Genomic DNA, 24,690 nt, shown 5'->3' with positions numbered 1-24,690 from the left:
GACGTCAATGACGGGCAACACGGGTAACACGGGCAATACCGGAAATACCGGCAATACCGGCAACACAGGAAACACCGGCAACGTCGGAGGGGGTGGCTGGTTCATTTCGGACCGCGTCGACCTACCGTTCGTCACGAGGCTCGACCCCTCCGGCACAAACGAGCTTGGCAGCCTGCGGCGGACGCCGCCGGCGAATTTCGGCAGCCGACAATGGTCGGCTGACTGGTATGCATGGCGTGTCCTGCATCAGTTCATTGCCAATGTCCCCGGCTGGGCAGCAACCGTCGATGCTGACGCCACCCTCACGCAGATTCGGACCGACCTGGTCGCCAACTATTCCGCCCAGATAGACAACCTTGTGCTCGCCGCGCGGGATGAACGGCCGGATGCGATGGGCCTGATCCTCTCGCAGGACGTTGAATTTTTCACGGATTTCCTGGCGGTGCTGACCGCGAGGCCCGGCTCGCATACGCAAACCTGGCGCCTGTTGAATATCGCGAGTTTGATTGGGTCCTTTGCGGCATTGTATTTCAAGGACAGATACGATTTGCCTCGGCCGTCGCAGATTTGCCCCGCATTGCTGCCGCCGATCCAGGTCCCCGGTCACTCATCCTGGCCAAGCGGACATTCTACCCAGGCGCATTTCATGAAGAACTGCATGCTCAGGGTGTTCGCCGCGACGCCGATGTCCGCGGCTGACCAGGCCGTATGGAAATCCGACCTGTCGATCCTGGCGGATTCGATCGCCCGAAACCGCGAGATTGCCGGCGTGCATTATCCGAAGGATTCAGAAGGCGGCGCCAGAATCGCCGATCTGCTGGATACCGTCATTCTGACGCCAGCCATCGTGCCGATGTTTGACAGCGCCATCACGGCTGCCGCAGGCGAATGGCAATGAGCATCCGGGACGGGCGGAGCCCCACATACGACATCGAAGGCCTGAAGAAGGTCATCAAGAATTCGACGACCAGCGTTCTTCCTCCCAACGGATTTCGCACCTTGGTCGCGTCGCAGGACGAGCTCAAGGCGCTCGGCTTTCCAAGACGGCCGGACCCGGTGCTGCAGCCGGCCGAGTATGCATTCTGGCAGAAGATGTTCAGTCCGACAGTGGCGTTCGAGGCCTTCGATTTCCAAGTGCTCTCCCCTGTCACCGCAGGCCTCCGCCGATCTTTCGACCAATCGCCGCGGCGGGAAAGCAGCCTCAACTGGTCCGGTGCCTACATCACGCCGAGGGATGGAACCGTATTCTCGTCGGTCTGGGGGAAGTTTCAGGTGCCGACGCCAACCCAGCCGGCGAGCGGTCGGGCCAGCGAAACATATCACAGTTCGACGTGGATCGGCTTTGATGGACAACGTCGGTACTACCGATCGACGCTGCCGCAAATTGGTACCGCGCAGAACATCGACCCTGCCACGGGCGCGGGCGACCCGACGACGTCGTTCTTCGCCTGGTGGCAATGGTGGGTAAGGGGTGACCCGGCCCAAGCGCATCCCATCACGCTCGTGTCGCCGAAGATTCATGCCGGCGATCTGATCATGTGCCTCATGCAGGTAGCGCCGGATCGCACCGGGGTGTCGTTCGTGATCGCGAACCTCACGACCAGTCGCTCCGTGCAGTTCTTTCAAACCGCGCCTCTGACGCAGCTGGGGCAACCCTTCAAAATTCCCGGCGCAACGGCGGAATGGGTGATGGAGAGGTCGGCCCTCCCGGGAAATCCCACTCCGCTGCAGCTCCCGGACTACGGCACGGTGGTCTTCCACGACTGCGGCGCATCCGCAATCAACATGGATAGCGGAGCGATGGTGGAGCGCAATCTCTCCGGCGCGAAGCTCATCGACATGTACGTCGTGAAGGAGAACCCGGAAAGGACCGAGAAGCCCTCCATTGCGAAGCCAATCGATTCGACGGAGTTCCTTACCTATTTCCGCTAGCTAGCGTCAGGACCACACGACTTCAACGTCCGCTTCGCGTGCTCTCGTCAGCACCACGCTCGGCGTCCCCCGAATCTCGACCCACGTTCGTGACGACCGCGAAGCCCCCTCGATCGGGTGACACGGGTAAACCATACACTGAGCTACGCTTCTGATAAAGCGAAATACCTTTGCACCAGGCGATTGACAGGTTTTTGCTGTGTTGCCCGTCGGGTTTGTTTTGTCGCAGGCAAGGCATCCGCGACGCCGCTATTTCGACCGCGCCACCGTGGTGCCGTCCCAATCCTCATCGGTGGGATTGGCAAGCTGATGCCTGCATCGCGCGATCATCTGCGCTGAGGCCGCGTCCGTGCCGCGGAGTTGCAAGGACCTCTCGAACGCCGCGATCGCCGCAGTGAAATCACCGGCGCGCCAGGCCGCAAGTCCGGCCTCGTAGGACGCGATCCAGTCGCGCGCGATCGCGCCCTCGTCGGCCATGGCGATCAATTCGTAAATTTCGAGCCCGCCGGCGCGGCCGTAGACGGCGAGCCGGTCGAGCTCGCGCACGACGATGCGGTCGCCGGCCAGACGCCGCGTCTCCGGACCGATGATGATGGTCGATCCATAGACCTTGTTGGTGCCCTCGAGACGGCTTGCGATGTTCACGGCATCGCCGATCACGGTGTAGTTGAGCCGCACTTCGGAGCCGATATTGCCGACTAGCATGTCGCCGGAATTGATGCCGATCCGGATCCTGACCGCCTCTCCCTTGTCGTCGGCGAGGCCGGCCTGCGCGACCGCGCGCTGGCAGGCGAGCGCCGCCCGGCAGCAATCCGCGGCATGATCCGGATTGGCCGCCGGCGCGCCCCAGAACGCCATCACGGCGTCGCCGATGAACTTGTCGATGGTGCCGCTCTCCTGCTGGATCGCCGCGGAGACGATGTCGAAATAGTGCGACAGCAGCGGAATGATGCGGTCACCCAGCCGTTCCGACATGCCGGTGAAACCGGCAAGATCGACGAACATCACGCTCATCGGCCGTACCGCGCCGCCGAGCCGCGCACCATTGCCGTCGCTGACCAGCCGCCGCACCAGATCGGCCGGAATGTATTTACGGAACGCGGCGAGCCCCTGCGCCATGTCGCCGATCGCACCCGACAGGTTTTCGATCTCGGCAAGGCGCGACGGATGCCGCTCGACCTTGTCGAGGTCGAAGCGCTCGACATGCCTGATCTCGCCGACCACCTTGATCAGGGGCGCCGCGATCAGGCGCTGCGCCAGCCAGGCCGACAACAGCCCGGCGGCCGCGATCAGCGCCGCAAGCCCGATCAGCAAATTGCGGATCGTCATCCGCACCGGGCCGAGGAATTCGGATTCCGGCACCACCGTCACCAGCGACCAGCCGGGGAACGAGATCGGCGTCAGCACCGCCTGATAGGCCTGCCCGTCCCGCGTGACCTGGGAGCGGTACGCCTCGCCCTCGCCGGGATCGTAGGCCTTGCCGGCCTGCCTGACCGCGGCGACCGCTACCGGCAGCAGCGGGTGGTCGGTCTTCAGCGCATTCAGCTCGTCGGCGTCAGCATCGGGAGACGCGATCACGCCGCCGTCGCGATCGAGCAGGAAGGCGCCCGCGGACTTGCCGACCGTGAGCTGCGAGAGGAAGTTCGACACGCGGGTCAGCTCGATGATGATGGCGAGCACGCCGGTGCGCTCGCCGTCAACATCGATCGGCACCGCCAGCATCGCGGCCAGCCGCTCGCCGCGGGGCAGCGTCGTCAGCGTCGACCATTGCTGGTCGCGGGCTGCGATCGCATCGCGAAACCAGGGCTGCTCCGTGACCAGATATTTGCCGTCCTCGACAGTGCTGCCCTTCGGCTTGATGTCGATGCCGGCATAGTCGTATTGATCGGCCCGCAGCTTGCGGTCGGGCGAGATGGTCAGCATCTCGACGCCGGCGTCGCCGAGCTTGTGGGCCCCGAAAAACGAATCGTCCGGCCAGCCGAACGCAACCCACGAGATGGTCGGTTGCGACTGCAGCTGCGACAGGAACACGAACTGCCGCTTGCGCGCGTCGCGTGCGTCCAGCACCTTCTCGGTCAACAGCGTCCGCACCGCCGTCATCGACGAGCGCGCTTCGGTCGTGATCGACTGCAATTCGTCGCCGACCGCGGAGACGATCTGGTCGTTGATGGTGTCGGCCAGCGTCTGGCTCACCCGTTGTGCGGTGCGCCACCACAACAGATGCACGCCGACGGCGCTGACCACGATCGAGGTCAGGACGAGGGCGGAGATGGCACTGCGGATGCCGATGCGCATCGATGAGGTCCGGATCAGCGGTTGCTTTACCGCATTACGGAACATATCCGCGATTGTTTCGCCAGCCCGGGACGCAACGCAGCACCCGGACACGGGCCTGTGACCATAGTTGAAGGCCTCAGTGACGAAACTTCTGGATTGTTGGCCGCGTACACGCCAAGACAAGCCAGCTATCCTCGAAGGTTCCTTGATGCACGACGTCACGATCCCGGCCGCCTTGATCGCCGGTCTAGTCAGCTTCCTGTCGCCCTGCGTGCTGCCGCTGGTGCCGCCCTATCTGATCTACCTGACCGGTGCGACCATCGAGCAGGTCAACCAGGACGGCGCCACCGCGGCCTCCAAGCGCGCGGTGATGATCTCGGCGGTTATGTTCGTGCTCGGCTTCTCGACCGTGTTCGTGGCGCTCGGCGCCAGCGCGTCGATCGTCGGCGGGCTGGTGCGCGCCTGGTCGGCCGAGTTCTCGATCCTGGCCGGCATCGTCATCATCATCATGGGCCTGCACTTCCTCGGCATTACCCGGATCGGCCTGTTGATGCGCGAGGGGCGGCTGACCGCGCCCAAGCCGGTCGGGCTGTGGGGCGCCTATGTCATGGGCCTGGCGTTCGCCTTCGGCTGGACGCCCTGCATCGGGCCGATCCTCGCCGCGATCCTCTCGATTGCGGCCGCGGAGGCCACGGTGACCAAGGGCGCCGGCCTGCTTGCGGTGTATTCCGCCGGGCTCGGCATCCCCTTCCTGGTCGCCGCCTTTCTGGTCGAGCAGTTCTCCTCACTGTTCGCGCGGATGAAGCGCCACCTCGACACGGTCGAGCGCGTGATGGGCGTGCTGATGGTGATCACCGGCATCGGCTTCCTGACCGGCGCGGTGTCCGGTGTCAGCGTCTGGCTGCTGGAAACCTTCCCGGCGCTGCAAAATATTGGCTAGGGGCGTAACAAGCCCGCCATGTCAGGCGAAACTCCCACCATGACGCGGCCGTAGCTTTTGGCACGTGCCGGTTGACGCGCGTTCGCACCGAACGCCGGCGCAGGTTGCGTGGCGGAATACTGGGAGGGTTTCGCATGAACTTCATCGTCAACCTGCTGATTCTGCTGCCGGCGCGGATCGCCTCGCATTTCTCCTGGGCCGGCCCGCTGATCATGCGGATCATCGTCGGCTACACCTTCATGCTGGCCGGCTGGGGCAAGCTCACCAACCTCGCCCAGGTCACCGAGAACTTCGTCGGCTGGGGCATTCCGTTCCCGACCATCCTCACTCCCTTCGTGTCCGGCGTCGAATGCTTCGGCGGCGCGATGCTGATCCTCGGCCTGTTCACCCGCATCCCCGCCGCGATGCTCGCGGTGGTGATGATCGTCGCGATCAAGTCGGCGAAATGGGGTGACGTCGACTCGTTGGAGACGCTGCTCGGGTTCGAGGAGGCGACTTACTTCGCCGCCTTCATGTGGCTTGCGATCGCAGGTCCCGGCGCCGCCTCGCTGGACCGTCTGCTGGTTAACACGGCCGAGGGCCGGAAGGCGCCGACCTGAGCGTAACCCGGGAGGCTGGCTCACAATCCCGTGAGCTCGCGAGCCCCGATCCCGGCGGCCCCGTAGCTCAAACGACCCTCGCCTTCGGGAGCGCGCCATGAGACTTGTCCGCAGCATCGCAGTTCTCATGGCGTTGAGCGCGCAGCCCTCATTTGCGGCGGACGCCCCGGCATGGACCGGCTGGAGCCACGATCTGTTCGCGCGCGCCGCGACCGAGCAGCGGTTCGTCATCCTCGATCTCGAGGCGGTGTGGTGCCACTGGTGCCACGTGATGGAGAAGACGACCTACGCCGACCCCAAGGTTCAGGAGCTGCTTGCGGCGAAATATCTCCCGGTCCGCGTCGACCAGGACGCCAATCCGGATCTCTCGAGCCGCTACGGCGACTGGGGCTGGCCCGCGACCATCGTGTTTGCGCCTGACGGCAGCGAGATCGCCAAGATCAGGGGCTACATCGAGCCGGAGCGCATGCAGGCGCTGCTCAAAGCCATCATCGACGATCCCTCGCCGGGCCCGTCGGTCGGCGAGGCGTTCGAGGTCAAGCCCGCCACATCGGCCTTTCTCAGCAAGGCGCAGCGCACCGAGCTGACCAGGACATTCGACGAATCCTACGACGACAAGCTCGGCGGCTGGGGCGAGAACCAGAAATATATCGATGCCGACAGTCTCGACCTTGCGATCAGCCGAGCCGAAGCCGGCGACACGACGGCAACACAGCGCGCAAGGCAGACGCTCGATGCCGCGATCGCGCTGATCGATCCGGTGTGGGGCGGCGTGTTCCAGTATTCCGAGGCCGGCTCCTGGAGCCATCCGCATTTCGAGAAGATCATCTCGTTCCAGTCGCAATATCTGCGGCAATACAGCCAGGCTTACGCGCAGTGGAAGGAGGCGAAATATCTCGCGGCCGCGCGCAACGTCGAGCGTTACCTGACGGATTTCCTGCTGAGCCCCGACGGCGCCTTCTATGTCAGCCAGGACGCCGATCTCGATCATGACGTCGACGGCCACGCATATTATGCGCTTGACGATGCCGCGCGCCGCAAGCTGGGCCTGCCTCGCATCGACAAGAATCTCTATGCGCGCGAGAACGGCTGGGCGATCTCAGGCCTCGTGGCCTATTATGACGCGAGCGCCGATCCCAAGGCGCTCGCGATCGCCGAGCGCGCAGCGAAATGGGTGCTCGCCAATCGCGCGCTGCCGGACGGCGGCTTCCGCCATGGCGACAGGGATCGCGGCGGCCCCTTCCTCGGCGACACCGTTGCGATGGGACAGGCCCTGCTCGATCTCTACGCCGCGACCGGGAATCGCGACTGGCTGACAGCCGCGGTGAAAGCCGGCGACTTCGCCGCGACGTTCCGCGACGACGCCGGCGGCTTCTTCACCTCGAAAACGCCGGAAGGACAAGCCGGCGTGTTCGCCAGGCCCGCGAAGCTGATCGACGACCAGATCCAGGTCGCGCGCTTCATGAACATGCTCAATCGCTATACCGGCACCGACGGCACCCGCGAACAGGCAGCGCACGCGATGCGCTATCTCGGTGCGGCTTCGAGCGAGATGCCGCGGCCGATGCCCGGTGTGCTGCTCGCCGATGAGGAACTCGCCACCGAGCCGACGCATGTCACCATCGTCGGACACAAGGACGACACGCGCGCGCAACGCCTGCATGCGATCGCCCGCGCCCTGCCCGCCCGCTACAAGCGGCTCGAATGGCTCGACCTCCGCGAGGGCAGATTGCCCAACCCGGACGTCGACTATCCCGACCTCGGCGAGCCCGCAGCCTTTGCCTGCAGCAACCGCATCTGCTCGTTCCCGGCGTTCAGCGCCGCGGAATTGCAGGCCAACGTGGCCCAGATGGCGAAGCTGAAGCCGGCGCGCGCCGCCCAGAACTGATTAAAATGCACACAGTGCAGTGCAACCAACCGATCGACCTGGCGCAATGAAATACTCTTTGGCCCACGGTGTTTGACATGGACCGAGCGTCAGACCTGGACCAAACAAAATTTTCTTTTGAAACGCTGTAACCAAATCGCCTGATACCCCGTAGCTGATCTTGGACGAGCACTCAAATCGCGGGAAGCACCGCGCCGCGGACGCCCCTGCGATCTGATTGTTCTCCGAATGTCCATCCGTTGTGCGGTCCGGGATCGAACGATCGTCGGATGCTCACGGCGCCATGTTTTTTTGCTTTCAAACAATCATCGAGGAGATCGTCATGAAGTTGAGTTCGAAGTCCGGCGCAACGCTCGCCGTCGCTGCGGCCACCCTGTTCCTCGCCGGCTCCGTGGTTTCGACCACCTCGACGCCCGCCAATGCCGCCATGGGCAAGTGCATGGCCGGCAATGCCTGCAAGGGCCAGAGCGCCTGCAAAGGCGGCGCCAATTCCTGCAAGGGCCAGAACGCCTGCAAGGGCACCGGCTTCTCGCTGAACTCCGAAAAGCAGTGCAACGCGATGGGCGGCAAGTTCGTCAAGAGCTGATCGCAATCGTCCCAAGAGGGCCCGGCGATGGTGCCGGGCCTTTCGCGCCACGGCGCGGACAAATGATCCCAGCATGGGTAACCAAAGCGGTGCATATCCGTAGCTATCCCTGGGTGCAGCCTTCGGCCAATTCACACGGCTTGCAGGCGCATTCTTCAACCATCTTGCAAAAGGAGACGCTCATGAAGCTTACAACCAAGTCCGGTGCCACGCTCGCCGCCGCAGCCGCCACGCTTTTCCTGGCCGGAGCCGTGGTGTCGACACAGTCCTACGCTGCGAGCGAAGGCAAATGCGTTGGCGCCAATGCATGCAAGGGCCAGAGCGCCTGCAAGGGCGGCAATCACGCCTGCAAAGGTCAGAATGCCTGCAAGGGCCAGGGCTTTGCCGAGATGACGAAGGCCGACTGCACCGCGGCCAAGGGCAAGTTCAAGGCCGGGTGAACGGATCGGACCAAGCGGGGCCCGGTGTAGGCCGGGCCTCGTTTCCATGATAGTTTTTCAAGTTGGGCGCCACGATCCTGGCGCCGGAAGCGCGGAGCCGCCATGAACGTTGCGAGCCGATCACCGGACAAGTCGGTGCTCGCAGAGCGCCCGCTGCAATCAGCCAAGCCGCCGTTCCTCGGCTTCGGCCTCGGCCTGCGTGCCCAGCACTACGACGAGATCCTGAACGGAAATCCAGCGATCGACTGGTTCGAGGTGATCAGCGAGAACTACATGCTGCCGGGCGGCCAGCCGCTGCGCATCCTCGACCGGATCTGCGAGCGCTATCCCGTGGTGATGCACGGCGTCTCGCTGTCGATCGCCTCCACCGCGCCGCCGAATTTCGACTATCTGCAGAGCCTGAGGGACCTCGCACAACGCGTGAAGCCGAAATGGGTGTCGGACCATCTGTGCTGGACCGGCGTACACGGCAAGAACCTGCACGATCTGCTGCCGATCCCCTATACGCAGGAGGCGCTCGATCACGTCGTGAGCCGCGTGCAGCTGGTGCAGGATTTCCTCGGCCGCGCCATCGTGCTCGAGAATGTCTCGACCTATGTGCAGTTCAGCAATTCCGAGATGACGGAGTGGGAATTCCTCTCCGAGCTGTCGCACCGCTCCGGCTGCTGGCTGCTGTTCGACATCAACAACGTCTATGTCAGCGCCTTCAACCACGGCTACGATCCGATGGCCTTCCTCAACGGCATTCCCGCCGATCGCGTGGTGCAATTCCACATGGCGGGCCACAGCCATATGGGCACGCACATCATCGATACGCACGACCATCCAGTGTGCGAGGATGTCTGGGACCTCTATGTTGCGGCCTTGAAGCGGTTCGGACGCGTCTCGACCATGATCGAGCGCGACGACAACATCCCGCCGCTCGACGAATTGCTGCGCGAGGTCGACCGCACCCGCGAGATCGCCGAGCAGGTGCTGCCCGCGGGCGTGCCGGCGGCATGAGCGACTTCGCGCGCCAGCAGAGCGAGTTTCAGCACGCCATCCTCAGCGGCGACGACGGCATCCTGACCGAAATCCTCGACAGCCCCAGGGAGACGCGCGCGACGCTGTTCGGCGTCTATCGCCATGCCTACGGCTCGCGGCTGGTCGAGGCGATGCGCAACGACCACGGGCTGCTGCATCGCTTTCTCGGCGACGAGATGTTCGACGAGATGGGTCATGCCTACGTCAAGGCACGGCCGTCCGAGCATCCGAACCTGCGCTGGTTCTCGCAAGGATTGCCGGATTTCCTGAAGGCCACCGCCCCCTACAGCAACCATCCCGTGCTCGCTGACCTCGCCGCGCTGGAGAAGGCATTGAACGGCGCTTTCGACGCGAGTGAAGGCGCCGTGCTGGCGCTGGAGGCGATGGCCGGTTTCGCGCCCGAGGTCTGGAACGACCTCGTGTTCCAGCCGCATCCGAGCGCTGCGAGGGTCGACCTGTCGACCAATGCCGCAGCGGTCTGGATGGCATTGAAGAATGACGAGACGCCGCCTGAGGCGGAGACGCTCGCCGAACCCGCCCGCCTGCTGATCTGGCGTCAGGACACAACGCCGATGTTCCGCGAGCTACCGACGGAGGAAGCGATGATGTGGGACGAAGCTTCCGATGGCGTTCCGTTCGGCGTGCTCTGCGAGATGCTCGCGACCTATGACGATCCCGACAACGCCGCAGCGCGCGGCGCGGGCTATCTGCATGGCTGGATCACGGCCGGACTTCTGACGGCAGCATCCGTTCGCTAATAGGGGCGCGCAGCACGCCGCGATGAAAGGCATCCCGACATATCGCGTGATCGCTGGCGCGATGCTGGTCGCGGCAATCCTCATCGGCATCGCATCGTGCCACGTCAGGGCGCAGTCCGAGTTCATGCGCGGCGAGGGCATGCCCTACGACGCCTTCGATCGGCTGCCCAAGACCGATCTCGACGTCGCGGGCGCCACCATCCATGTCGGGTTCGCACCCGGCGAGATGGCGCTGCCGAAGGAAAAAGTATTCGACTGGATCAAGGCGTCCGCCCGCGCGGTCTCGATCTATTACGGCCGGTTTCCCGTCAGCTCGTTGCGGCTCTTGATCGTGCCGGTCGACGGTTCGCGCGTGCGCGGCGGCACCACCTGGGGCTATCGCGGCGCCGCGATCCGGCTGCCGATCGGTCGCGACGCGGGCGTCGACGATCTCAAGCGCGACTGGGTGATCGTGCACGAGATGGTGCACACCGCCCTGCCCGATCTCGACGACCGCTACGCCTGGCTGTCGGAGGGGCTCGCGGTTTATGTCGAGCCGATCGCGCGGGTGCAGGCCGGCGATCTCACGGCGCGGGAGATCTGGCTGGCGATGCTGCGCGACATGCCCAGGGGCCTGCCGCAGGCCGGCGATGAGGGCCTCGACAATACCGACACCTGGGGCCGGAAATACTGGGGTGGCGCGATGTTCTGCCTGTTCGCCGATGTCGAGATCCGCAAGCGCACCGGCAACAAATTCGGCTTGCAGGATGCCATGCGCGGCGTGCTCGTCGCCGGCGGCAACCACGAAAAGGACTGGCCGATCGCGCGCGTGCTCTCGACCGCCGACAAGGCCGTCGGCGTCGACGTGCTGACGCGGCTGCACGACCAATGGGGATCAAGGCCCGTGACGCCCGATCTAGCCGCGCTGTGGCGCGATCTCGGCGTCAGGCTGCAGGGCGAGAGCGTCGAATTCGACGACAGCGCGCCGCTCGCCGATATCCGCAAGGCAATCACGGAGGCGCGCGCGGGATAGCGACCCGCTTCGCGGCTGCGCACAGCCCTACGCCGCTGGATTTTACCGGCGCGATGTCGGACTATCGGGGAATCGCCGCAATCCGCATGGGAGACCGATGGCCGACGTTCATCAGACACGCGCCAACTGGCCGATCTTCCGTTCGCTCAGCGCGTTTCGGCCGAGCAATTTGCCCGGAGATCTGATCGCCGGGCTGACGCTCGCCGCAATCGCGATCCCCGAGCAGATGGCGACCGCGCGGCTCGGCGGCTTCTCGCCGCAGATCGGCTTCTTTGCCTTCATGGCCGGCTCGCTCGGCTTTGCGATGTTCGGCGCCAACCGCTTCCTGTCCTGCGGCGCCGATTCCACGATCACGCCGATCTTCGCGGCCGGCCTGGCGCTGATGGCGACCGCTGGGACACCCGACTATCAGTCGCTGGCGATGGCACTGGCGCTGATGGTCGGCGCGATCATGATCGCCGGCGGCCTGTTCAAGCTCGGCTGGATCGCCAATCTGCTGTCGACGCCGGTGACGGTCGGCTTCCTCGCCGGCATTTCCGTCCACATCCTGGTCTCGCAGCTGCCCGGCGTGCTCGGCCTGACCACGCCGGACGGGCCGACGCTCTACAAGCTCGGGGTCCTCGGCGAGAAGATCGGCCAGACCAATGCCTACACGCTGGCGATCGGTCTCGGCGTGCTGGCACTGGTCGCCGGATCGGAGAAGATCAGCGCGCGAATTCCGGGCGCACTGATCGGCCTTGTCGTGGCCACCATCGCGGTGATCGCCGGCCATCTCGAAAGCAAGGGCGTCAAGGTGGTCGGCACCGTGTCCGGGTCGCTGCCAACGCCGACGTTTCCGGACATCGCGCCGGAGCGATGGGCGAAGCTGGCATCACTGGCGATCCTGATCGCCATCGTCGTCATGGTGCAGACCGCGGCGACGACGCGCTCGTTTCCATCGGATCCGGACAAGCCCGCCGACGTCGATCGCGACTTCGTCGGCGCCGGAGCCGGCAGCCTGCTCGCCGGCCTGTTCGGCGCCTTCCCCGTCAACGCCAGCCCGCCGCGCACCGGTATCGTGTCGGAGACCGGCGGCCGCACGCAGCTCGCCGGGCTGTTCGCCGCCGCCATCGTGCTCGCGCTGCTGGCGTTCGGTGCGACGCTGCTGCAGCACGTGCCCGATGCGGCGCTCGGCGGGGTCCTGCTGTTCGTGGCGCTGCGCATCATTCGGGTGAAGCAGATCGTCGCGATCTACCGCCAGTCGTTCTACGAGTTCCTGCTGGTGGTGGCGACGGCGGCCGCGATCATCGTGCTGCCGATCGAGCAAGGCGTCGCGGTCGGCATCGCGCTGTCGCTGCTGCACGGCATCTGGACAACGACGCGCGGCCAGCTGGTGGAATTCGTCCATGTGCCCGGCACCACGATCTGGTGGCCGACGGGGCCGCACGTCACCGGCGAGCGCAAGCCCGGCATTGCCGTTGTCGGCCTGCAGGCGCCGTTGTCGTTCCTCAACGCGGAAGGATTCCAAAGCGGCGTGCTCAAGTCCATCGGCCGCGCGACACCCAAGCCGAAACTGCTGGTGATCGAGGCCAGCGGCATGGTCGAGATCGACTTCACGGCGGCGCAGGCGCTGCGCGACCTGTTTCGCGAGTGCCGCGATGACGGCGTGACCGTGGCGGTGGCGCGGCTCGAATCCACCCGCGCGCAGGAGGCGTTCGAGCGCTTCGATCTCTACGGCGTGCTGCAGAGGGACCACGTCTTCCACAGCGTCGATGAAGCTGTCCGTAAGCTGGGCGGACAGAGCTAGGGATTGGCTTGATTGCTGCCGCCGCGAAGGCGCTGTGCTCCCTCTCCCGCTTGCGGGGGGCCGGGGTGGGGGTGTCTCCGCACGACCGCCTCGGCGCAGCCCGCGGCATCGCGGCAGATCGCACGGATCCTGTGCGCAGCCTCGATGTCGCCGAGCGGCTACGCCAGGGGATCGTCCCGGATATCCTTCCGTTTGGCCTTGCTGAACCACGACATCGCAACGTCCTGTGGCCGGAATATCCGATCGGTTAAGCCGTAGGAACGATCTTGCCGGGATTGAAGATATTCTGCGGATCGAGTGCCTGCTTCAGCGCCCGCATCGCGTCGAGTGCCTCCACCCCGAGTTCGGCCTTCAGATATTTCTGCTTGCCCTGGCCAATGCCGTGCTCGCCGGTGCAGGTGCCGCCCATGGCCTGCGCCCGTTCGACGAGCCGATGCATGAACTCCTCGCCGCGCGCCATCTCGTCCTTGTCGTTGACGTCGCAGACCAGCGAGCAGTGGAAATTGCCGTCGCCGACATGGCCGACGATCGGCGACAGCAGGTTGAGCCGCTTCAGATCGTCCTCGGTCTCGGTGACGCAGTCGGCGAGCCGCGAGATCGGCACGCAGACGTCGGTCGCGACCACGCCGATGCTGTCGCCGGGACGAATCGCCTTGACCGACCAATAGGCATCGTGCCGGGCCTGCCACAGTTTGGTGCGGTCCTCCGGCTTGGTGGTCCAGCTGAAGTCACCGCCGCCGCACTCAGCCGCGATGTCGCGGAAATTCTTCGACTGCTCGGCGACCTCGACCTCGCTGCCGTGGAACTCCAGCAGCAGCAGCGGCGTCTCCGGCAGCGACAGTTTTGAATAGTTGTTGCAGGCCTTCACCTGCGCGGCATTGAGCAGCTCGATCCGCGCGACCGGGATGCCGGTCTGGATCGCGAGGATCGTGGCCTGGCAGGCACCCCGAACCGTCTCGAACGAACAGGCGGCGGCCGCGATCGTGTCGGGAATGCCGCGGAGGCGGATGGTGAGCTCGGAGATGATGCCGAGCGTGCCTTCGGCGCCGATGAACAGATGCGTCAGGTCGTAACCGGCCGACGACTTCTTGGCCCGCGTGCCGGTCGTGATGATCTCGCCGTCGCCACGCACCACCTTCAGCGCCAGCACGTTCTCGCGCATGGTGCCGTAGCGCACCGCGTTGGTGCCGGAGGCGCGGGTCGAGGTCATGCCGCCGAGCGAGGCATCGGCGCCGGGATCGATCGGGAAGAACAGGCCCTGGTCGCGCAGATGCTCGTTCAGCGCCTTGCGGGTCACACCGGGCTGGATCACGCAGTCGAGGTCCTCGGCATGCACCGCGAGCACCTTGTTCATGTCGCGCAGGTCGATGCAGACACCGCCCGCCGGCGCGTTGACCTGCCCCTCCAGCGAGGTTCCGGTGCCGAAGGCAATGACTGGCACGCGATTGGCGGCGCAGATCCGCACCACGTCCTGGATGTCGGCGGTTTCCTGCGCCATCACCACAGCATCGGGCGGCTGGGTCGGCAGCCAGGTGGTGGTATGGGCGTGCTGCTCGCGCACGGCCTGCGACGTCACGAGCCGGTTGCCGAAGCGCGCCGCCAGCGCGTCGATCGCGCGCTTCAGGGCCTGCGGCTCAGGTCGCGTCAGATTGCTCGAAATCGTTGTCGCCACGTCAAATTTCCTCCCGGCTTTAGCCGACCGTGGCAAAGCTTGTATAAGGGGTCAAGAGAGCCTGACTTGAAAAAGTGGACGCCGGAGTCACAGAAAAGCTCATGCTCGAACGCCAACGAACCGGGGACGGATGATGACTTCAGTGACTGCCACGAGCGAGATGCCACTACCGGCCGCCCCGTTCAAATCTTCCGTGATGCAGATCGAGCCGCAATGGATCGACTATAACGGCCATCTCAACATGGCCTACTACAATGTGATGTTCGACCGCGCCATCGACGAGATGTGGCTGCAGCTCGGCATCGGGCCGGCCTACATGAAGGAACGGCACTGTTCGACCTTCACGGCCGAGTGCCACGTCCGCTATCTGAGAGAGATTCATCTCGGCGATCCCGTGCAGGTCTCGGTCTTCCTGCTCGGCGCCGACGAGAAGCGGCTGCATACGTTCGAGGAGCTGCGCCACGCCACCGAGGGCTGGCTGTCCGCGACCTCGGAGAACCTCACGCTGCACATCGACATGGAGTCGCGCAAGGTGGCGCCATTCCCACCCGACGTCCGGACCCGCGTTCGGAAGATCGTGGATAGCTATGCGGGCGTGCCGCGTCCCGAGGGCATCGGCCGCAACGTGGCGATGCCCTCGAAGAAATAACCAGACCTTCGCTAGACCCAGCCTTTCGCTAGACCCTTGTGCGGCCGCGCGCCAATCCGACCACCGCCGACACCAGGAACAGGATGATGGCGATGAAGAAGATCGCCTTGGCGATTTCGATCGAGGCGCCGGCGATGCCGCCGAAGCCCAAAACGCCCGCGATCAGGGCGATGACCAGGAATGTGACGACCCAGCTCAACATGATCAAACCTCTCGCTTCGTGTCCTTGTTTGATTCCTGGCGCGGGCGTTTGCCCGGCGCCGCATTTGTTGAAACAATCCTGCGGGGAAACGCTGGTTCCAGACCGCGAAACCTCGAAATTTTCGCCGATCTCAGGAACCAGACCGATCGTGCGCTGCTGCCAAAACCGTTCCAGTCGGCCGCGATAAAACCTGTCAAAACGGCCGATCAGGCCCTATATGGCCTTCAATCCCTGTTAAGAAGGCTCCCCTTCACCGTCCCACGGTGCCATCGTGGGGCCGAGACGATTCGCCAATGACCGAGCCGAGCAAACTGCCCCATCACGGCGTTCCCGAGCACCAGCCGGTGGCTGGCGGCATCGCCGCGCGTGCGCGGGCCGCGGCGGGCGCTCCGCAATATCTCAACGGCCTCAATCCGGAGCAGCGCGAGGCGGTCGAGACGCTCGATGGCCCCGTTCTGGTGCTCGCCGGCGCCGGCACCGGCAAGACCCGCGTTCTGACCACGCGCATCGCGCATATCCTGAGCCAGGGCCGCGCGCGGCCGCAAGAGATCCTGTCGGTGACCTTCACCAACAAGGCGGCGCGCGAGATGAAGCTGCGGCTCGGCCAGATGCTGGGCCAGGCGGTTGAGGGCATGCCGTGGCTCGGCACCTTCCACTCGATCGGCGGCCGCATCCTGCGCATCCACGCCGAGCTGGTGCAGCTCAAATCCAACTTCACGGTGCTCGACGTCGACGACCAGGTGCGGCTGTTGAAGCAGTTGCTGCAGGCCGAGAACATCGACGACAAGCGCTGGCCGGCGCGGATGCTGGCCGGGCTGATCGACAGCTGGAAGAATCGCGGGCTGTCGCCGTCGCAGGTGCCCGCCGGCGAGGCCGCCTCGTTCGGCAACGGCAAGGGCGGCAAGATCTACGCGACCTATCAGGAGCGGCTGAAGATCCTCAACGCGGCCGATTTCGGCGACCTCCTGCTCGAGAACATCAGGCTGTTCCGCGAAAATCCGGACGTGCTCCGGCAGTACCAGAACCGCTTCAAGTTCATCCTGGTCGACGAATATCAGGACACCAACGTCGCGCAATATCTGTGGCTGCGGCTGCTGTCGCAGGCGCCGTCGCGGCCGGGGCGATCACTCGCTGATGTCATTCCGGGAGACATCACCTCTCCCGCCATTCCTGGACGCCTCGAGGAGTCGAACCCGGAATCCAGTGGTGAAGCGGACTCATCTCGAGATTCCGGGTCTGCGCTCTCAGCGCATCCCGGAATGACGGAGAATGCGGCGCCACTGAAAAACATCTGCTGTGTCGGCGACGACGACCAGTCAATCTATGGCTGGCGCGGCGCCGAGGTCGACAACATCCTGCGCTTCGACCACGATTTCCCCGGCGCCAAGGTCATCCGCCTCGAGCGCAATTACCGCTCCACCGGCCACATCCTGGCCGCGGCCTCGCATCTGATCGCACACAATGAGGGCCGGCTCGGCAAGACGCTGCGCACCGAAGATGTTGACGGCGAGAAGGTCACCGTCACCGGCTCCTGGGATTCGGAGGAGGAAGCGCGCGCGATCGGCGAGGAGCTCGAGGAGCTGCAGCGCACGGGCGAAAACCTCAACGACGTCGCCATCCTGGTCCGCGCCTCGTTCCAGATGCGGGAGTTCGAAGACCGCTTCGTCACGCTCGGCCTGCCCTACCGCGTGATCGGCGGCCCCAGATTCTATGAGCGCGCCGAAATCCGCGATGCGCTGGCGTACTTGCGCACCATCAATTCGCCGGCCGACGATCTCGCCTTCGAGCGCATCGTCAACGTGCCCAAACGAGGGCTCGGCGATGCCACCGTGCAGCTGCTGCACGACCATGCCCGCAAGCGCCGCATTCCGCTGTTCGAAGCGGCGCGCGCCGTGGTCGAGACCGACGAGCTGAAGCCGAAGGCGCGCGGGGCGTTGCGCGATCTCGTGATGCAGTTCGATCGCTGGCGCGCCCAGCGCGAGGTCACCTCGCATACCGAGCTTGCCGAGATCGTGCTCGACGAGAGCGGCTATACCGAGATGTGGCAGAAGGACCGCTCGGCGGACGCCGCGGGCCGGCTCGACAACCTCAAGGAGCTGGTGCGTTCGATGGAGGAATTCGAGAATCTGCAAGGGTTTCTCGAACATATCTCGCTCGTGATGGACCGCGACGGCGAGGCCGGCGACGAAGCCGTGTCGCTGATGACGCTGCATTCGGCCAAGGGCCTCGAATTCGACAACGTGTTCCTGCCGGGCTGGGAGGAAGGCCTGTTCCCGAGCCAGCGCACACTGGACGAACAGGGCCGCGCCGGGCTCGAGGAGGAGCGCCGCCTCGCCCATGTCGGCCTGACCCGCGCCCGCCGCCGCGCAAAAATCTATTTCGCGACCAACCGGCGCATCCATGGCACCTGGTCGACCACGATCCCGTCGCGCTTCCTCGACGAGCTGCCGGCGCACAATGTCGAGATCACCGAATCCAAGGGTGGATCGGGCTGGGGCGGCAGCGGCGGCTATGGCGCCTCGCGCTTCGACAACCTCGAATCATTCGGCTCGAGCTATTCGACCCCGGGCTGGCAGCGCGCCCAGGCCAACCGCAATCGCGGCGGCGGGGGACGCAGCGGCGGAGGCGGCTTCGAGGAGCGGCAGTCCAACTTTTCGTCCGACAGCTTCAGCCGCACCAAGCGCGGCCCCATGGTGATCGAGGGCGAGCTGGTGGCCAAGTCCACGGGCACGACGTCGGAATTTTCGCTGGATGACCGGGTGTTTCACCAGAAATTCGGCTACGGTCATGTGGTGAAAGTTGACGGCAACAAGCTGACCATCGCCTTCGAAAAGGCCGGCGAGAAGAAGGTGGTCGACAGCTTTGTGGAACGGGCGTGAGATCGCGGCCTTCCTTGGCGGCCTTCCCTGTTCGTAGCCCTTGACCATCGCTGATTTCACGGGTTGAGATGGTCCCATGGTCCGGGGTGGGTTTTTCCTTTTTGTCATCGCGCTCACTGCGCCGTCGCTGGCGGTCGCGGAGACGATCAGCTTTGGCGATTCCGCAGCGCAGCTCGCCAAGGCCTGCGGCGCCGACATCACCGCCAATTGCCGCGGCGTCAATCTCGACTCCAACCGCCTCAAGGAGTGCCTGTCGCGCAACCGCGACGTGATCTCGCCGCAGTGCAAGGAGAGCTACTTCTCCACCCTCGATGCGATCCAGAAGCGGATCGCGGCGCGCGTGACCGTTGCCAACGCATGCACTCGCGAGATCGTCAAGGTCTGCGGCGGCTCGACCAAGGAGACCAGCAAATCGGTGCCCTGCCTCGTCGGCGCCAAGGGCCTCAGCCGCAATTGCGCCCAGGCGATCAATGACGCGGGGTATCAATGATGCGCCTGAAGACGCGAGGCTTGCGCGAACTTGACCTTCTGGCCGTGGTCGGCACGCTGGTCTTGCTGGCGATGCCGCTCGCCCCTGCACAGGCGCAGACTGCGATCACGCGCGACGACGTCATCGCCAAGCTGAATCATTACGAGACGGACGCAACGATCGATGTCCCCGCATTGCGCCAGCAGGTGCTCGAACGATCGCGGTCGCGATCGAAGAACGAGCCGCCGCCGCAAAAGCGCCCGCCGATCGCCCCCGACCTGACCAACCTGCCGACATTCAATGCCGACATCCAGTTCGACATCGACACGCCGATCGTGCTGCCGGATTCATACCAGTCCGTCGGGCGCATCGCCGATGCGCTGACGCACGCCTCGCTGCTGCCGTACACGTTCCTGATCGTCGGTCACATCGAATCGACCGGACGGCGCGAGAACAACGTGCTGCTGAGCCAGCGGCGCGCCGACGCGATCCGCGACATCCTGGTCAACACCTTCAAGATCACGGCGAAGCGCCTGCAGTCGGTCGGGCTTGGCGAAGAGCAATTGCTCGACCCCGCCCGCCCCAACGCGCTGGTCAACAACCAGGTGCAGATCATGCTGATCGCCAAGGTCGCCGATACCGCGCCGCCAGCGCACCCCACCCCGGCGGCGGCCGCCAAGAAGCCGGCGAAACCGGCGAAGCGGCACTGATTGGATTGAATAGCGGGGCGTCGGAACCGCGTCCCCTCCCGCCCGTATGCGATGGCCACGGAGCGAGGGGCGCCCTCACGACTTCGGAATACTAGAAGAGTACCGCTGATTTGCCCGACTGGTCAAATTGCAAATGTCCGCCGGCAGCCGCCGGATCCTTTGCATGGGGTTGTTTTCGATATTTTGGCGGTGCACCCCTAAGGCGGCAGGTTATCAGCCTCGTTCGATAGCCCGGCCACGGTGGACTCGTCAGTTGCAGAAGCCGCAAGCGCCGTATGGCCCGGCCCGCAAGCGGGAGCGGTGCACGCCGCAGAATAAATTTCTCCCTCGCCGACCGATTGCAGAACGGACCGTGCGTCCCTATCTGGGCTGAACCCGCATCACGCCCCGCCCCGGGCCCCCATCCGCGCGCGTCCTTCCCTCACGCATCCGATCCTTCATGTCGCCGATCATTTCCGTATCCAATCTGTCAAAGACCTATGGCTCCGGCTTCAAGGCGCTGAAGGGCATCAATCTCGATATCAATCGCGGCGAGATCTTCGCACTGCTCGGACCGAATGGCGCCGGCAAGACCACGCTGATCAGCATCATCTGCGGCATTGCCAATCCGAGCGAGGGCCGCATTTCGATCGGCGGACACGACATTATCGGGGACTATCGCGCGGCGCGGTCGATGATCGGGCTGGTTCCGCAGGAACTGCACACCGACGCCTTCGAGTCGGTCTGGGCCACCGTCAGCTTCAGCCGCGGCCTGTTCGGCAAGCCGAAGAACCCCGACCATATCGAGAAGGTGCTCAAGGACCTGTCGCTGTGGGACAAGAAGGACAACAAGATCATCACGCTGTCGGGCGGCATGAAGCGCCGTGTGATGATCGCCAAGGCGCTCTCGCACGAGCCGCAGATCCTGTTCCTCGACGAGCCCACCGCCGGCGTCGACGTCGAGTTGCGCAAGGGGATGTGGGAAGTGGTCCGCACGCTGCAGGCGGCCGGCGTCACCATCATCCTGACCACGCATTACATCGAAGAAGCCGAAGAGATGGCCGACCGCATCGGCGTCATCAACAAGGGTGAGATCATCCTGATCGAGGACAAGGCGACCTTGATGCAGAAGCTGGGCAAGAAGCAGCTGACGCTGCAGCTGCAGAGCAAGCTCGACGCCGTTCCGCAGGCGCTCGCCAGCTACAATCTCAAACTCTCCGACGACGGCCACGCGGTGACCTACGACTACGACACCAAGGGTGATCGCACCGGCATCACCAGCCTGCTCAACGATCTGCGCAATGCCGGCGTCCGGATCTCCGATCTCGATACCAAGCAATCCTCGCTGGAGGACATCTTCGTCAGCCTCGTGAGGGCGCCATGAACTACCGCGCAATCCGGGCGATCTATCTGTTCGAAATGGCGCGCACCTGGCGCACGCTGCTGCAGAGCATCGTCTCGCCGGTGGTCTCGACCTCGCTGTATTTCGTGGTGTTCGGCGCCGCGATCGGCTCGCGCATCACCGAGGTCGAGGGCGTCAGCTACGGCACCTTCATCGTGCCGGGGCTCGTGATGCTCTCGGTGCTGACCCAGAGCATCTCGAATGCCTCCTTCGGCATCTACTTCCCGAAATTCGTCGGCACGATCTACGAGATCCTGTCGGCGCCGATCTCCTATTTCGAGATCGTCATCGGTTATGTCGGCGCGGCCGCCACCAAGTCGATCGTCCTCGGCCTCATCATCCTGGCCACCGCCGGACTTTTCGTACCTCTGCATATCCAGCATCCGGTGTGGATGCTGACCTTCCTGGTGCTGACCGCCGTCACCTTCAGCCTGTTCGGCTTCATCATCGGCATCTGGGCCGACGGCTTCGAGAAGCTGCAGATGATCCCGATGCTGGTGGTGACGCCGCTGACCTTCCTCGGCGGCAGCTTCTATTCCGTGAACATGCTGCCGTCGGGCTGGCGCACCATCACGCTGCTCAATCCCGTGGTCTATCTGATCTCCGGCTTCCGCTGGAGCTTCTACGAGATCGCCGATGTCAGCGTCGGGCTCAGCCTCGGCATGACCGCGGGCTTCCTGATCGCCTGCATGGTGATCGTGGCCTGGATCTTCCGGACCGGCTACCGGCTGAAGAACTGACTTGCGAAAGCAAGTCATTCCGGGGCGCGCCTTAGCGCGAACCCGGAATGACGATACCAATCAGTAGCAGTGGAAATGGCCGTGGCGGTAATAGCCGCGGCAGCGGTAGCCACGGCGGTAGCCGCGATCCGGGATACCGAACACGCCCTTGACCGCGCCCATCGCGCCACCGACGCCGGCGCCGACGGCACCGCCGACCACGCCGCCTATCGGACCGGCGGCCCGGTTGCCCTCATAGGCGCCTTCATGAGCCCCGCGGACGATGCCCTGGGCATGGCCGGCATGGGGGGCAGTCGCCAGCGCCAAAGCGAGAGCTGCGGCCGCAAGCAGGAGCCGCGCGGAGAGGCCGGCTGGGACGACGGCCGCGGTCTTTACCTTGGTGTTGTTCATCTTGGATCCTTGATGCGCGGCGCGAATGCGCCGCCGGGGCGGGATTGTGAAACGCCCATGCGGCCAGATGGTTGCGTGAGGTATCGCTCGAGCATGATCTATTCGGAAAACCGCCGCGCACTTTTCCGGATCATGCTCCTGACCGATCGGGGCCGTTGTCGCGGCCTGCTCGCGAAAATGTCAGTCCGCCGCGACAGGCCAGCCCGGCTTCGGCCTTGTTTGCGCCGCGTGCGGGATTAACGATGCACCAGATCCGCCACTGGAACCAAATTCGGATTCCGTGCATATTGGTTGCCGGGGACGGAGAGCCGCGGCATTGCGATCAGGCCTGGAGGCCAAAGGTAAAATGCGTTCGTTCCTCATTGCGTTCACTTCCGTAATGCTTTTTGCGGCCGGCGCCGCGCAGGCCAAGGTCGATATCACCATCGACAAGGACAACCAGCAGATGACCGTCGCGGTCGACGGCGTCGCGCGCTATCACTGGCCGGTCTCGAGCGGCATCCCCTCGCGCGAAACGCCGAACGGCACCTTCCGCGCCTTCCGCATGGAGGAGGATCACTACTCCAAGGAATTCGACGACGCGCCGATGCCGCACTCGATCTTCTTCACCAAGATCGGGCACGCGATCCACGGCACCGACTCGGTCGGCCGCCTCGGCACGCCGGCCTCGCATGGCTGCGTGCGGCTGTCGCGCGACAACGCATCGACGCTCTACGCCCTGGTCCAGAAGGAAGGCGTGCTCAATACCACGGTGACGCTGACCGGCTCGGCGCAGGTCGCGCTGGCGCGCAATCCGCGCGGGCGCAACGGCACCGCCGTCGCCCGCCGTGCGCCGCAGCAGGACGAGCAGTACGGCACCGCCGCCGCCGGCGACCCGGTCGTCCTGACACCGCAGCCGCGCGAATATCCGGCGCAGGCCCGCGCCGACGACGGCTACATCTATCCGGCCGACGGCAGCTCGACCGCGCAGCGCTACCCGGCGCCGCCGTCAAGCCGTCGCGTCTACGACGCGCAGGCCTATGGCCAGCAACAATACTACGGCAACCAGGGCTACGCGGCGGCGCCGCAAGGCTACTACCAGCCGCGGCCGTACTACCAGCAGCAGCGCGGCTTCTACGGCAACAACTATCAGGACTGAACAGCTCTCCTGATCCGCTGACGGCGCCGCAGGCAGCGCGGCGTCAGTTCACGCTCCCCTCACCCGCTTGTGACCGTCGCAAAAGGCCCGCGTCGTCGTGCGCCGTGGCCCGTCGTCGCGCCGTCATCTGATTGTAAAATTAGCCCGATATTCGGCGGCAAGAGCGCCCGCCCGGCCCCTGGAGGCCGATTCACGCGGAATGCCCCATGAAACCAGGGCGAGAAGCGCGGGTCGCGTAGGCAATATCAGAGGTCGACATGAAACGGGGCATCATTGTCCTTTGCCTGTGCATCGTGGCGATGGCCGGCTATTTCACGACGGACAGATGGGCCATCCGTCACACGACGCTGACGTTCCACGACGTCCTGCGCGACGATCGCGACGTCACGGTCGAGGTCGCGGTCCGGCGCGACCGGCAAATGCAGGCGATGGCCGAGATGATCGAGCTGCCGGTCGCGATCCTGAGCCACGGCAACACCGTCAGGAACACCGAGTACTCGTTCCTCACTAACGTGTTCGCGTCACGCGGCTACCTTGTGGTGAGCATTCAGCATGATCTCGACACCGATGCGCCGATGGTGACCAAGGTCGGCGAGGAATATGTCGGCCGCCGCATGCAATATAATCGCGGCGTCTTCAACATCATGTATGCGATCGACGAGCTGAAGAAGCTCTATCCGAACGCAAACTATCGCGCGCTGACCTTGATCGGCCACTCCAATGGCGGCGACATCTCGATGTTCTTCGCCAGGCAGCATCCCGACCTGGTCAAGAAGGTCGTGACGCTGGACAATCTGCGCGTCCCCTTCATCACCGACAGCAAGATCAAGATCCTGTCGTTCCGCTCCAGGGATCCGGTGTTCAAGGCAGACCCGGGTGTCGTGCCTGACGACGAGACCTGCGCCAGACTCGGCATCAAGGTGGTCAGAACCGAATTCCAGCACAACGACCTCAGCGACCGCGGCCCTGACAGCGCGAAGTCGACGATCCAGGCAAAGGTCGAGCAATTCCTCGACGAGGACGCCGGCGAGAGCACGCCGACCATGCCGCTGCTGGCGGCTTCGGCGTCGAGCCAGGACAAGGACAAGTCGGCGGCCCCCGACAACAAGTAGCGAACGACCGCCCAGACCATTTTCGGTTCTGATTGAATCAGAACCGAAGCTCTAGCTGTTGTTTTGACGCGTTTTCTTCACGCGAACCGGCGTCCACTTCGCTCGAA

23 protein-coding genes are annotated in these 24,690 nt (G+C 64.6%); 19 read left to right on the top strand and 4 right to left on the bottom strand.

Going from position 1 to position 24,690, the window contains the following annotated elements:
* Window positions 1–7: 7 nt before the first annotated feature.
* Window positions 8–898 carry a phosphatase PAP2 family protein gene (locus HAP47_RS12580; RefSeq protein WP_173637968.1) on the top strand — a complete coding sequence of 297 codons (891 nt, stop codon included), beginning with the start codon at window positions 8–10 and terminating at the stop codon, window positions 896–898.
* Window positions 895–1,932 (top strand): A4/G1 family peptidase, encoded by a 1,038-nt coding sequence (locus HAP47_RS12575; RefSeq protein WP_173637969.1) that lies wholly within the window; start codon window positions 895–897, stop codon window positions 1,930–1,932. The genes HAP47_RS12580 and HAP47_RS12575 overlap by 4 nt, the downstream gene beginning before the upstream one ends.
* A 249-nt stretch (window positions 1,933–2,181) precedes the next feature.
* On the opposite strand, the gene HAP47_RS12570 is transcribed toward HAP47_RS12575, so the two are convergent.
* Window positions 2,182–4,227 (bottom strand): adenylate/guanylate cyclase domain-containing protein, encoded by a 2,046-nt coding sequence (locus tag HAP47_RS12570; RefSeq protein WP_173637970.1) that lies wholly within the window; start codon window positions 4,225–4,227, stop codon window positions 2,182–2,184.
* A 190-nt stretch (window positions 4,228–4,417) separates the two neighbouring features.
* Between HAP47_RS12570 and HAP47_RS12565 the strand changes: the two genes are divergently transcribed.
* From HAP47_RS12565 to HAP47_RS12525, 9 genes are all read left to right on the top strand, one after another.
* Window positions 4,418–5,149: a cytochrome c biogenesis CcdA family protein gene (locus HAP47_RS12565; protein WP_173637971.1), complete on the top strand. Its 732-nt coding sequence runs from the start codon at window positions 4,418–4,420 to the stop codon at window positions 5,147–5,149.
* 134 nt (window positions 5,150–5,283) lie between these two features.
* Window positions 5,284–5,748 (top strand): DoxX family protein, encoded by a 465-nt coding sequence (locus tag HAP47_RS12560; protein ID WP_173637972.1) that lies wholly within the window; start codon window positions 5,284–5,286, stop codon window positions 5,746–5,748.
* Between the two features lie 97 nt (window positions 5,749–5,845).
* A complete protein-coding gene (locus HAP47_RS12555) occupies window positions 5,846–7,636 on the top strand; it encodes a thioredoxin domain-containing protein (protein ID WP_173637973.1) in 1,791 nt (596 codons plus the stop codon).
* A gap of 322 nt (window positions 7,637–7,958) precedes the next feature.
* A complete protein-coding gene (gene bufA2, locus HAP47_RS12550) occupies window positions 7,959–8,222 on the top strand; it encodes a BufA2 family periplasmic bufferin-type metallophore (RefSeq protein ID WP_173637974.1) in 264 nt (87 codons plus the stop codon).
* Between the two features lie 182 nt (window positions 8,223–8,404).
* Window positions 8,405–8,662, top strand: a complete 258-nt coding sequence (gene bufA2 / locus HAP47_RS12545; RefSeq protein WP_021077200.1) for a BufA2 family periplasmic bufferin-type metallophore — start codon at window positions 8,405–8,407, stop codon at window positions 8,660–8,662.
* A 102-nt stretch (window positions 8,663–8,764) separates the two neighbouring features.
* The gene (bufB, locus tag HAP47_RS12540) at window positions 8,765–9,664 is read left to right on the top strand and encodes an MNIO family bufferin maturase (protein WP_173637975.1); all 900 of its coding nucleotides are present in this window, start codon (window positions 8,765–8,767) and stop codon (window positions 9,662–9,664) included.
* Window positions 9,661–10,443, top strand: coding sequence for an HvfC/BufC N-terminal domain-containing protein (locus HAP47_RS12535; RefSeq protein WP_173637976.1), 783 nt, complete (start codon window positions 9,661–9,663; stop codon window positions 10,441–10,443). Before bufB ends, HAP47_RS12535 begins: the two co-directional genes overlap by 4 nt.
* A 22-nt stretch (window positions 10,444–10,465) precedes the next feature.
* Window positions 10,466–11,455, top strand: coding sequence for a hypothetical protein (locus HAP47_RS12530; protein WP_231168849.1), 990 nt, complete (start codon window positions 10,466–10,468; stop codon window positions 11,453–11,455).
* 97 nt (window positions 11,456–11,552) lie between these two features.
* A complete protein-coding gene (locus HAP47_RS12525) occupies window positions 11,553–13,241 on the top strand; it encodes a SulP family inorganic anion transporter (protein WP_173637977.1) in 1,689 nt (562 codons plus the stop codon).
* Window positions 13,242–13,488: 247 nt separating this feature from the next.
* Here the strand turns inward: HAP47_RS12525 and HAP47_RS12520 are convergent, their stop codons facing one another.
* Window positions 13,489–14,913: an FAD-binding oxidoreductase gene (locus tag HAP47_RS12520; protein ID WP_173637978.1), complete on the bottom strand. Its 1,425-nt coding sequence runs from the start codon at window positions 14,911–14,913 to the stop codon at window positions 13,489–13,491.
* Window positions 14,914–15,073: 160 nt separating this feature from the next.
* On the opposite strand from HAP47_RS12520, the gene HAP47_RS12515 reads away from it, so the two are divergent.
* On the top strand, window positions 15,074–15,562 hold the full coding sequence (locus HAP47_RS12515) for a thioesterase family protein (RefSeq protein WP_173640530.1): 489 nt from the start codon (window positions 15,074–15,076) through the stop codon (window positions 15,560–15,562).
* A 28-nt stretch (window positions 15,563–15,590) separates the two neighbouring features.
* On the opposite strand, the gene HAP47_RS12510 is transcribed toward HAP47_RS12515, so the two are convergent.
* On the bottom strand, window positions 15,591–15,764 hold the full coding sequence (locus HAP47_RS12510; RefSeq protein WP_024580088.1) for a DUF1328 domain-containing protein: 174 nt from the start codon (window positions 15,762–15,764) through the stop codon (window positions 15,591–15,593).
* 293 nt (window positions 15,765–16,057) lie between these two features.
* Between HAP47_RS12510 and HAP47_RS12505 the strand changes: the two genes are divergently transcribed.
* The 5 genes from HAP47_RS12505 (at window position 16,058) to HAP47_RS12485 (ending at window position 21,943) form a co-directional block, all read left to right on the top strand.
* The gene (locus HAP47_RS12505; RefSeq protein ID WP_173637979.1) at window positions 16,058–18,643 is read left to right on the top strand and encodes an ATP-dependent helicase; all 2,586 of its coding nucleotides are present in this window, start codon (window positions 16,058–16,060) and stop codon (window positions 18,641–18,643) included.
* Between the two features lie 76 nt (window positions 18,644–18,719).
* Window positions 18,720–19,133 carry a hypothetical protein gene (locus HAP47_RS12500; RefSeq protein ID WP_173637980.1) on the top strand — a complete coding sequence of 138 codons (414 nt, stop codon included), beginning with the start codon at window positions 18,720–18,722 and terminating at the stop codon, window positions 19,131–19,133.
* Window positions 19,130–19,822: an OmpA family protein gene (locus HAP47_RS12495; RefSeq protein WP_173637981.1), complete on the top strand. Its 693-nt coding sequence runs from the start codon at window positions 19,130–19,132 to the stop codon at window positions 19,820–19,822. The genes HAP47_RS12500 and HAP47_RS12495 overlap by 4 nt, the downstream gene beginning before the upstream one ends.
* A gap of 439 nt (window positions 19,823–20,261) precedes the next feature.
* Entirely contained in the window at window positions 20,262–21,185 is a 924-nt protein-coding gene (locus tag HAP47_RS12490; RefSeq protein WP_173637982.1) for an ABC transporter ATP-binding protein, read from the top strand.
* A complete protein-coding gene (locus HAP47_RS12485; protein ID WP_092115897.1) occupies window positions 21,182–21,943 on the top strand; it encodes an ABC transporter permease in 762 nt (253 codons plus the stop codon). Before HAP47_RS12490 ends, HAP47_RS12485 begins: the two co-directional genes overlap by 4 nt.
* Window positions 21,944–22,003: 60 nt before the next feature.
* Here HAP47_RS12485 and HAP47_RS12480 read toward each other — a convergent pair whose 3' ends face one another.
* Complete coding sequence (locus HAP47_RS12480; RefSeq protein ID WP_173637983.1) at window positions 22,004–22,333, bottom strand: hypothetical protein; 330 nt, start codon at window positions 22,331–22,333, stop codon at window positions 22,004–22,006.
* 346 nt (window positions 22,334–22,679) lie between these two features.
* On the opposite strand from HAP47_RS12480, the gene HAP47_RS12475 reads away from it, so the two are divergent.
* Both HAP47_RS12475 and HAP47_RS12470 read left to right on the top strand, forming a co-directional pair.
* Window positions 22,680–23,471: a L,D-transpeptidase gene (locus tag HAP47_RS12475; RefSeq protein ID WP_173637984.1), complete on the top strand. Its 792-nt coding sequence runs from the start codon at window positions 22,680–22,682 to the stop codon at window positions 23,469–23,471.
* Between the two features lie 257 nt (window positions 23,472–23,728).
* A complete protein-coding gene (locus HAP47_RS12470) occupies window positions 23,729–24,583 on the top strand; it encodes an alpha/beta hydrolase (protein WP_231168848.1) in 855 nt (284 codons plus the stop codon).
* Window positions 24,584–24,690: the final 107 nt, after the last annotated feature.

Origin of the sequence: Bradyrhizobium sp. 41S5 (assembly GCF_011516665.3) — a bacterium.
GTDB classification, from domain to species: domain Bacteria; phylum Pseudomonadota; class Alphaproteobacteria; order Rhizobiales; family Xanthobacteraceae; genus Bradyrhizobium; species Bradyrhizobium quebecense.
Note: the sequence above shows the minus strand (reverse complement) of the source record. Positions and strands in the feature narration are given on the sequence as shown.